This window comes from Dietzia sp. UBA5065 (assembly GCA_002415925.1).
In the GTDB taxonomy this organism is placed as follows: Bacteria; Actinomycetota; Actinomycetes; order Mycobacteriales; family Mycobacteriaceae; genus Dietzia.
The window spans coordinates 10,656-19,789 of the sequence record DIAZ01000110.1 but is presented as its reverse complement, the minus strand read 5'-3'; the positions used below and the strand labels follow the sequence as shown (position 1 = coordinate 19,789).

Sequence of the window (9,134 nt, the reverse complement as noted above, 5' to 3'; positions counted from 1 at the left end):
GCCTCGAGATGGTCTTCACCGGCGGTGAGGGCACGGTGGACCCGGCGGGCAAGACGGCGGAGATCGAGTGGGACGGCACCGTCTCGGTGCTGTACTACTCCGGGTTCGTCTACCTCACCATCAGCGATCCCGTTCTCACCGTCACCCCTTCGCGCGCCGTGGTGACGGCGACGCTGGGTGGGCATCGAAGTGACCGGGCCGACGCGTCGGAATGGACCAGGATGACGCCCAAGAAGGTCACCCTGGCAACCCTGGACCGTGACGAGGTCGGACTGTCTGATGAGACCGGGTTCTCTTCGCAGCCGGAGTACCGCGGCGTGTCCTATCCGCGGGCGGACAGCAGTACGCCCCAGGTCAAGACCGGGTCGGATTGGGGCGCATTCCCGGAGTCGTTCCTTGACTTCGCCAAAGAATCCGGAAGTGGTGGATTCTGGTATTCCACCGGCGGTTCTTCCGACGCCACCAAGGTGCCATCTCCGATTGTCGTGAGTTGGGATTCCGATAACCCGCACAGTGCGTCCGGCCCGGGCAGTGGGGGATCAGGTGGGTCCGGTGATCCGGGGGGCTCGAACGGGATCATCGGAGAGGTTCTCCAGGACACCGTCGAGGACATCATCCGCGCGGCGGGAACGGATGTCGCAGGGACTGCCGAGGCGTGGATGGACGAGGCGTGGAAGCCGCTGCAGCCGGACGCGGTCAAGGCCGCGCAGGCTGGTATCCCGGCCGCCGCAGGCGATTCCGGCGACTCGGGGGTCCTCGTGGAGGAGGAGTTCGCGGCGCAGTACGAGGAGTACTACGACGCCGGGGTCCCGATGACCGCCGGTACGGTGGGCGCCACCCTCGCGACCATCACGATCCCCGCATCCGGGAGCGCGCCCGCAGCGCCCGCAGCGCCCGCGACGCCCGCGTCGAGCCCCGCTGCTCCGCAGGCCGCGGCCCCGGTCGCGTCGAACCTGCCCCTCACCGAGGTGGCCTACGCACAGACTTCCGGCTCTTCGGAGACGGGGAACCCCGCCGCCCAGTGGCAGTGGTGGGTGGGGGGTGCTCTGCTCGCGCTCGCGGCAGGGCTTTTCTACCAGACAGTTCGCCGAAAGGACTGATGTGAAGACTTCTCGATCCAGGCTCGCGCTCGCCGGCCGCCGTGTCACGGTGCTGGGGGCGGCGGTCGCGCTGCTCTCCGGCGCCGCGATCGTCCCGGTGGCCAATGCCGACGAGGCAGGCCTCGGCGCACTGGTCAGCGCCGCGCTCCAGTCACTCACCTCGGCCTCGGCCCAGCAGGTCGATGGTCCCCGGGTGACGGTCTCGGAGACAACCCTCAGTGCGGACGGCGAGCACGATATCACCGTCTCCGGGACCGGCTTCAAGGATGCTTCCGTGGTCGCCAGCCGGCCCCCGCTGGCAGGGAAGAACCCGGGGATCTACGTGATCCTCGGAAAGTTCGCGGACGAGTGGCAGCCCTCTGCCGGCGCGGTGTCCTCGGCGCGGAAGGTGATCACGCAGTACTGGGCGGTCGACGCCGAGGACATGACGACCATCGGAGGGGCCGCGAGGGGGGCGATCGAGCTCGGCGCGGACGGCAGCTTCAGCACGACGTTCACCGTGTCCAAGGCGCTGGTGGACGAGGTGGCCGGCGGCGTGGACGGCAACCTGGGCATCTACACCTACGCCGGGGGCGGGGCGACGCACGCCGCGTGGGAGACCTACCAGCCGATCACCTTCGGTGAGTCGTCCCCCATGGGCTCGGTGCCGCTCGGCAGCCTCGCCGGGCTGCTGCCCAGCTGACTCCGACACCCTCGTGTCGGGGTCGCCGTCATCGGCCGGGGCCGGCAACTCCACACGCATGCTCGACTTCAACGAGTGAGGCCCCGGATCCGCGGTGCGGATCCGGGCCCTCACGGCAGCGGCGGTGCCTCAGCGGACGCCCGCAGCCTCCAGATCGAGGAAGATCTGGTGGTTGAGCTCGAAGGCGCGGGTGGCCGCGGCCAGCGCCGCCTCCCGGTCCGACTCGCTCAGGGGAAGGGCGTCGAGGGCGGCCCGGTACTCGTCCTTGTAGACCTTGGGCTTGTCGATCTCGAACTCGTAGAAGCTCAGCCCGTCCTCGACCCCGTAGTGGCGGCGGACCATGGTCTTGATGATCTGGCCACCCGAGAGGTCGCCGAGGTAGCGGACGTAGTGGTGTCCGATGAGGGCTGCGGGGTCCGAGGTGCACGCGCGGAGCTCGTCGACGTACACGTTGACGGCCGGGACGACCACGTCGCACGAGCGGCCCTGGGCGGCGTGAGTCTCCAGGTCGGCGCGAAGCGCATTCGTCCGGTCGAGGCGCGGGTCGAGGATCGCCGCCAGTCGGGGATCGTCGCCGGCGCCGCGGCACGCCGTCTCCAGCGCCTCGTAGACGGGGAGGGACTGCCGCAGAAGGGCCACCAGACCGTCCACCGTCCCCTCGCCCGACATCAGGCGGGTGATGAACGAGGCGTTCTCCGCCTGATCGTGGGCCGCCATCGTCGAATCGTGAAGCGCTTTCGACAGGGGGGCGGAAAGGGTGGTCACCATTGTTCCTCCGGGGTTGCTGTAGGGGAGAGGCTCAGGAGCCGAAGTTGAAGAGGTTGCCGAGCGAACCGAAGATGCTGCCGTTGTCGTCGTCGTTCTCGTCCGCGCCGTTGCACGGCGGCGTGATGTCCAGCACCACGGTGACCGGATCGAGCTGCGAACCGGCGGGGTAACTGCCGAACGCGGGGACGAAGTCGTTCCCGATGGTCGACGGAGTGGACGTGACGGTCACACGGCCGCCGGTCCGGAAGTTCGAGTCATTCGGCAGGGTGAAGGTGGCGGCGACAACCTGGGTGCCGCTGACGGGCACGGAGGGTGCACCGGGGGTCATGTTGAGCTCGTTGCCCTCGTAGTCGAGCTTGAGCACGCCCGTCGTCCCGGTGATCTCGACCGTCGGGTTGGACAGGGTCGTATCCAGGGCGCCCCCGTGGCCGCCGAAGTGGACGCTGCCGTCGCCGGAGGCGGTGGCGGCGTTCTTCCCGGTCACCGCGCCTTCGGAGATCGGCCACGCGAACCGGCCGTCGGCCCCGCGCTCGGCACCCTTGAAGGTGACGCCGTCGGAGAGGGTCCAGGTCCCCTGCGCGCCCGTCTGGAAGTAGCTCCGGAAGCTCTGCTTGAAGCCCCACTCGATGGAGCCGCCGGCGACCGAGTACGTGGTGACGGCGGGGTTGCAGGCGGGCGCGTCGGCGCCGGCGGCGGCCGGGATGGCGAGAGCGGGCAGGCAGATGAGGGCGGCGGAGGTCAGCGCGACGGCGGCCGACCGGGAAGCAGTGAGAGACATGTGGTGAATTCCTTCGAGGAATCATCCCGGGCGCCCGTTGCGCCCGGCGGAGTCGACCCCCCTCGGGCGGGAGGCAAGGCTTACCTTAGTAACAACTACTCAGGAAAGGCTAACCTAAGTCACCGATGTGATGTATCCCACACATTGACGGGTCCTCGCGGGTCACGATCGTGAGGACGCGACCCTGCCCATCCGCGCGATCGCCTCTGTGAGAAGCTCCTCCGAGCATGCGAAGTTCACGCGGGCGAAGCCCCTGCCCTCCGTCCCGAACGCCGGGCCGTTGCTCAGCGCCACGCGGCCCTCGTCGAGGAAGAACGCCGCGGGGTCGTCACCGAGGCCCGGGTAGCCGCGCAGGTCGATCCACGCGACGAACCCGGCGTCGGGACGACGCCACCGCGCGCGAGGCAGGTGCTCGGCCAGGAGCGTGTCCATGAGGTCGAGGTTGGCCGACAGGGCGGTCCGGAGCTCGTCCAGCCAGTCCAACGACTCCGTCAGCGCGGCCTCGGCGGCCAGCGCCCCGAAGTGCCCCACCGCGCCGGACAGGGCAGAGCGCCGGACGTGGAATCGCTCCGGGTTGCCGTTGACGACGAACGCGCACTTGAGGCCCGCGAGGTTGAAGGCCTTGGACGCCGACGAGATGGCCAGCCCCACCTCGCGAGCGGAGTCGGAGGCGGCCAGGAACGACCGGAACCCCACCCCGGGCATGGTCAGGGGCGCCCAGATCTCGTCGGAGACCACCACGGCGTCGTGCGTCGACGCCAGATCGGCGAGGGTGGCCAGCTCGTCTGGGCGGTGCAGCACGCCCGTGGGGTTGTGGGGGTGGCTGAGGAGCACGGCCCGGGCCCCGTCCGCCAACGCGCGCTCGATGCCCACCAGGTCCAGACGCGGGGCCTCGCCGTCGTGGTCGATCAACGGCACCGCGACCGGCGCCATCCCCACCCGCCTGATCCACGGCGCGAACGGCATGTACACCGGCGGTGTGTACACCACGCCGCTCCCGGCCGGGAGGATCCGGGCGAGGGACTCGCGGACGCCGACCCCCACGTCGTTGACGGGGACCACCGAGTCCTCGGGCACCTCGTGGCCGAACCTGGAGTAGTACCGCGCGCACACCCCGGAGAGTCGCTCGATCTCCGCGAAGTACCCGGTGTCTCCGTCGGCCACCGCGGCCGCCAGTCGGTCCCGGATCGCGGGCGCGAGCAGGACGTCGGTCTCGGCCACGAACAGGGGCAAGACGTCCTCGGGGTAGGCCACCCATTTCTGGCTCCGCCGCCTGCGGAGCGCGGACTCGGGGACATTCAGGGGGAACGGCACGGTGGCGCATCCTTCCGGGCGGCGGGCGATGGAACGGGCAGAGACCCAAGGGTAGTAGGGGCCCCGTGCTCACCGCGTCGGCAACCGCCCGTGAGCACACCGTGGCCGCCGGCGTGAGCGTGGTGGCCGGGTCCGCGCCGGTGGGCCCCGCGTCGCCTCCCACGATGCGTGCCGCGCTTTGAGGGCGGGTCGTGTCGTACCCGCGCGGTACGGTGAGTCAATCGAACACAGGTTCGTGCAGGGGGCTCGGGTGGAGGGGCCCGGGTGGAGGGGTTCGGATGGAGGAGGATCGTATGGCTGACCAGGGCGGGGTGTCGGCCCCGAATGTGCGGGCGGGATTCCGGGTGGGGTACCCGGAGCAGTCTCCCGCCTGCGAGTTCGGGGGCGGGGAGCCGGGGGACCTGCGCCGGGTGGTGCGGGAGCGCTACCGGGCCGAGGCGGCGGAATGGTTGGCGTTGTTCACCCTCTACAGGCGGGAGTCGGCCAGGTTGTCCGACGCGGTGCTGGCGCGGACCGCCGACTACGAGAGGGTCGAGGCGGCGGAGGCGGCCTGCGCCCTCTGGTGCGTGGCGGCTCCGGTGACCGTGGCCGCGACCCGGTACAGGGTGAAGGCGGCCATCCAGCTCTTCGAGCACCTGCCGTTGTTGGCGAGGTCGTTCCTGGACGGGAAGGTGCCGGGCTCGCTGGTCCAGCAGATCGTGTCCCGCACCTTCGAGGTCGACCCGCGGCTGTGCGCCGGGGTCGACGCGGGGATCGACCAGATGATCATCTCCGAGCTCGCCACCGGCGCGCGGATGTCGGCCAAGGCCGTGACCGCGGCGGTCGACGAGATCGTCATGCTCATGGACCCCGACGCCGTCCGCACCGCGGCGAGAGCGGCCAGGGCGGGCATCGGGGTCGACATCGAGGGGCTTCCGGGTGGGGTGGCCCGTCTGCTGGCTGTGCTGCCGGGGCCGGCCGCGGCGCTCGTCCACGCCCGGGTGGACAGGCTGGCGCGACGGATCCACGGGGCGCGTCCGTGCGACGACGACGGGGCCCGCCTGTCGTTGGGGCGCTGTCGTGCGGTGGCGCTGCTGGTGGCGGTCGCCGGGCGGGCGGGGCTACCGGCGGCAGGCGAGTCGGACGAGCTGGGTGGCATCGTCGACGCTGCACTCGGGTCCGAGGCGGCCGAGGCGGCCGGAGGGCGCACGGGCGCCGGCGGGGTGGCGGTGATGCTGCACACCACCCAGGAGGCGGTGGACCGGCCGTCCCCGATCGTCCCGGTGTGGATGTCGAGGCTCGGACTCGTGTCGTCGGAGGCGGTGGCCGGGGTCCTCGCGGCAGCAGGGAGGCTGTTCCCGCCCGGGGGGCCGGTTCAGCAGGTGCGGCCCGGCGACTGGTTGTCGTGGATAACCACTCCGCACACCAAGCCGGGCGGCACGCAGTGGGACGCCATCGCGGATGACCTCCCCGCCTACGCGCTCCGGTACCGGATCCCGGACTGGCTCAAGGCCAAGGTCAGGATGCGTGACGGCTGCTGCCGGTTCCCGGGGTGCAGTGTCCCCGCCGAGGACTGCGACGTGGATCACGTCCGACCGTTCCTGCACCGCGACCCGATCTCGGGCGGGTGGACCATCGAGGTCAACCTCGGCGCGATGTGCCGGAGCCATCACCGGCTGAAGACCCACGACGAGTGGACGGTGACGGTGGACCAGTACTCGGTGTTCACCTGGGTGGGACCAGACGGAAGCACGGCGCGGACGTATCCCTCCGGTCCGGCCTCCCGGATCGGGCTCGCCGGGGAGTTCTTCGGCGACCCGATGGCGGCGGACGACGAGGCCGGGGTCGGGGAGCCGGGCCCGGACCCGTCCGGCGCCGATCCCGGCGGGGAACCGGACCCGTCGGCGGAGCTCCTCGACGCCTGGGCACTCGACGACCTCGCCGCCGCGGACCTCAACGGCTGGGACCTGGACGGCCGGGACCTGCCTCCCGTCCGTCCCGCGGCGGCGTGAGTGGGCCGCTGCGGGGGTGCGGGCCTGGGTCAGTCGAGGGGGAGCAGGCTCGTGGGCAGGGCGCTGACCTCGTCGACCCGGTCGAGATTCTGCCGGAGGGTCTCCCATTCTCCGGCGGGAATCTCCTTGACCAGCCGGCGCAGGACGGTGGTGTCGGGGGTGGCCCAGGCGACGGGCATGGGAGAGATGAACTGGTACAGGTTGTCCCTGCCCCGCGCGCTGCGGTTGCCCACCACCGCGACGCAGGGGACGCGCTCGCCGACTCGGGTCTCGTGCCCGGGGATCTTCTCGCAACTGCGGGCGACCAGGACGGGGAGCTTACCGGCGGACCGGTCCACGGCGCGGTCGGCCAGGGCGAGCAGGGTCACACCGCGAGGCCGCACGTCGGCGATGACCGCCGGTATCAACTCGGACGTCGCGTAGGTCTGCGCCATCGACCCCATCTTGCGCGGGATGTACCAGATCATCGCCAGGCAGCCGAGGGCGAAGGCGCCGGCCATCGCGGCGATGAACCAGCCCCACGCGGCCGGACCGGAGTAGACGAGGACGGCGATCCCGGCGGCGAGGACGATGCCCCCCAGGATCCCGGCCGACCACTGCAGCCGCCTGACCTCGGCGAGGCTCTCGTTGTTCTTGCGGACCCAGGCGTCGTCCACGGGGAACTCGGCGAGGCGGTACTGCTCGTGCGGGGCGCGGGGGGTGCGATCGGCGGCCATGGGTCGAGTATCCCAGGTTTCCCGGTTCACCCGACCTCGGGGATCTCCGGGCCGAGCAGGTCGTCGGCGTCGACGATCCGATACGCGTACCCCTGCTCGGCGAGGAACCGCTGACGGTGGGCGGCGTACTCGGCGTCGAGGGTGTCGCGGGAGACCACGGAGTAGAAGTGCGCCTGGCCGCCGTCGTGCTTCGGCCGCAGCAGGCGGCCGAGCCGTTGCGCCTCCTCCTGCCGGGACCCGAAGGTCCCGGACACCTGCACGGCGACGCTCGCCTCGGGCAGATCGATCGAGAAGTTGGCGACCTTCGACACGACGAGCGTGGTGATTTCGCCGGCGCGGAAGGCGTCGAAGAGCTTCTCCCGCTCGCGGTTCGTGGTGGAACCCTGGATCACGGGCGCGTCGAGCTCGACCCCGAGCTCCGCGAGCTGGTCGAGGTACGCGCCGATCACCAGGGTCGGCGCGCCGGCGTGCCTGGCGAGGATGCTCTTGACCACCGGGATCTTGGTCCGGGCGGTCGAGCACAGCTTGTACTTGTCCTCGGCCTCCGCGGTGGCGTAGATCATCCGCTCGTTCTCGGTGAGCGTCACCCGGACCTCCACGCAGTCGGCGGGTGCGATCCAGCCCTGCGCCTCGATGTCCTTCCATGGGGCGTCGTAGCGCTTGGGGCCGATGAGGGAGAACACGTCGCCCTCCCGGCCGTCCTCGCGGACGAGGGTCGCCGTGAGGCCGAGTCGGCGTCGGGACTGCAGATCGGCGGTCATCCGGAAGACCGGTGCCGGGAGCAGGTGCACCTCGTCGTAGATCATCAGGCCCCAGTCGCGGGAGTCGAACAGCTCCAACGCGCGGTGCACACCCTTGGTCTTGCGCGTGACCACCTGATAGGTGGCGATGGTGACCGGTCGGATCTCCTTGCGCTCGCCCGAGTACTCGCCGATCTCGTCCTCGGTGAGCGTGGTCCGGGCCAGGAGTTCGCGCTTCCACTGCCGACCCGCGACGGTGTTGGTCACGAGGATCAGGGTGGTGGCCTTGGCCTTTGCCATCGCGGCCGCGCCGACCATCGTCTTGCCCGCGCCGCACGGCAGCACGACCACGCCGGACCCGCCGGCCCAGAACGAGTCCGCGGCCATCTGCTGATAGTCCCGAAGCTCCCAGGGCTCGGTCTCGGTGGACAGGTCGATGTCGTGGGCCTCGCCGTCGACGTATCCCGCCAGGTCCTCGGCAGGCCAGCCCACCTTGAGCAGTTCCTGCTTGATGCGGCCGCGCTCGGAGGGGTGGACGACGACGGTGTCCGCGTCGACCTCGGCCCCGAGCATGGGGGCGATCTTCTTGTGGCGCTTGACCTCGGCGAGCACGGCGGCGTCGAGGGAGATCAGGACCAGGCCGTGAACCGGGCTCTTGACCAGTTGGAGCCGGCCGTAGCGGGCCATGGTCTCGGCGATGTCCACCAGCAGCGGCTGAGGCACCGGAAAGCGCGAGTAGGTGACGAGCACGTCGACGACCTGCTCGGCGTCGTGTCCGGCGGCACGGGCGTTCCACAGCGCGAGCGGGGTGATCCGGTACGTGTGCACGTGCTCGGGGGCGCGCTCGAGTTCGGCGAACGGTGCCAGGGCCTGCCGGGCGTCGTTCGCCCGGTCGTGGTCGGTCTCCAGAAGCACGGTCTTGTCCGACTGGACGATCAGCGGTCCACCACTCACGTCGGTTCTCCTCGGTTCTCTCGGGCCCGCGCGGACCCGACCCTCCAGTGTCCCGGAAAATCGGGCGGCGGGTCGGGTCAGCGGGTCGGGT

8 protein-coding genes are annotated in these 9,134 nt (G+C 70.8%); 3 read left to right on the top strand and 5 right to left on the bottom strand.

Annotated features, from left to right (window positions below; translation table 11 throughout):
- On the top strand, nucleotides 1-1,100 hold a 1,100-nt coding region (locus B4M60_RS08660), incomplete at its 5' end, for an HtaA domain-containing protein (RefSeq protein WP_291082315.1).
- A gap of 1 nt (nucleotide 1,101) precedes the next feature.
- Nucleotides 1,102-1,782 carry a hypothetical protein gene (locus B4M60_RS08655; RefSeq protein WP_291082313.1) on the top strand — a complete coding sequence of 227 codons (681 nt, stop codon included), beginning with the start codon at nucleotides 1,102-1,104 and terminating at the stop codon, nucleotides 1,780-1,782.
- Nucleotides 1,783-1,911: 129 nt separating this feature from the next.
- Here B4M60_RS08655 and B4M60_RS08650 read toward each other — a convergent pair whose 3' ends face one another.
- The 3 genes from B4M60_RS08650 to B4M60_RS08640 all read right to left on the bottom strand — a co-directional run bounded on the left by B4M60_RS08650 (nucleotide 1,912) and on the right by B4M60_RS08640 (nucleotide 4,642).
- On the bottom strand, nucleotides 1,912-2,550 hold the full coding sequence (locus tag B4M60_RS08650) for a heme oxygenase (biliverdin-producing) (RefSeq protein WP_291082311.1): 639 nt from the start codon (nucleotides 2,548-2,550) through the stop codon (nucleotides 1,912-1,914).
- A 31-nt stretch (nucleotides 2,551-2,581) separates the two neighbouring features.
- Nucleotides 2,582-3,328: an HtaA domain-containing protein gene (locus B4M60_RS08645; protein ID WP_291082309.1), complete on the bottom strand. Its 747-nt coding sequence runs from the start codon at nucleotides 3,326-3,328 to the stop codon at nucleotides 2,582-2,584.
- A 162-nt stretch (nucleotides 3,329-3,490) separates the two neighbouring features.
- Nucleotides 3,491-4,642, bottom strand: a complete 1,152-nt coding sequence (locus tag B4M60_RS08640; protein WP_291082306.1) for a MalY/PatB family protein — start codon at nucleotides 4,640-4,642, stop codon at nucleotides 3,491-3,493.
- Nucleotides 4,643-4,935: 293 nt separating this feature from the next.
- Between B4M60_RS08640 and B4M60_RS08635 the strand changes: the two genes are divergently transcribed.
- On the top strand, nucleotides 4,936-6,633 hold the full coding sequence (locus B4M60_RS08635) for an HNH endonuclease signature motif containing protein (RefSeq protein ID WP_291082303.1): 1,698 nt from the start codon (nucleotides 4,936-4,938) through the stop codon (nucleotides 6,631-6,633).
- A gap of 29 nt (nucleotides 6,634-6,662) precedes the next feature.
- On the opposite strand, the gene B4M60_RS08630 is transcribed toward B4M60_RS08635, so the two are convergent.
- Nucleotides 6,663-7,349 carry a DUF3239 domain-containing protein gene (locus tag B4M60_RS08630; protein ID WP_291082301.1) on the bottom strand — a complete coding sequence of 229 codons (687 nt, stop codon included), beginning with the start codon at nucleotides 7,347-7,349 and terminating at the stop codon, nucleotides 6,663-6,665.
- 26 nt (nucleotides 7,350-7,375) lie between these two features.
- Complete coding sequence (locus B4M60_RS08625; protein WP_291082298.1) at nucleotides 7,376-9,043, bottom strand: DNA repair helicase XPB; 1,668 nt, start codon at nucleotides 9,041-9,043, stop codon at nucleotides 7,376-7,378.
- Between the last annotated feature and the right edge of the window lie 91 nt (nucleotides 9,044-9,134).

Excerpts from the sequence above, each read along its gene's own strand:
- B4M60_RS08650 (WP_291082311.1), bottom strand. The coding sequence starts at position 2,550 with ATGGTGACCACCCTTTCCGCCCCCCTGTCGAAAGCGCTTCACGATTCG.
- B4M60_RS08645 (WP_291082309.1), bottom strand. The coding sequence starts at position 3,328 with ATGTCTCTCACTGCTTCCCGGTCGGCCGCCGTCGCGCTGACCTCCGCC.
- B4M60_RS08635 (WP_291082303.1), top strand. The coding sequence starts at position 4,936 with ATGGCTGACCAGGGCGGGGTGTCGGCCCCGAATGTGCGGGCGGGATTC.
- B4M60_RS08630 (WP_291082301.1), bottom strand. The coding sequence starts at position 7,349 with ATGGCCGCCGATCGCACCCCCCGCGCCCCGCACGAGCAGTACCGCCTC.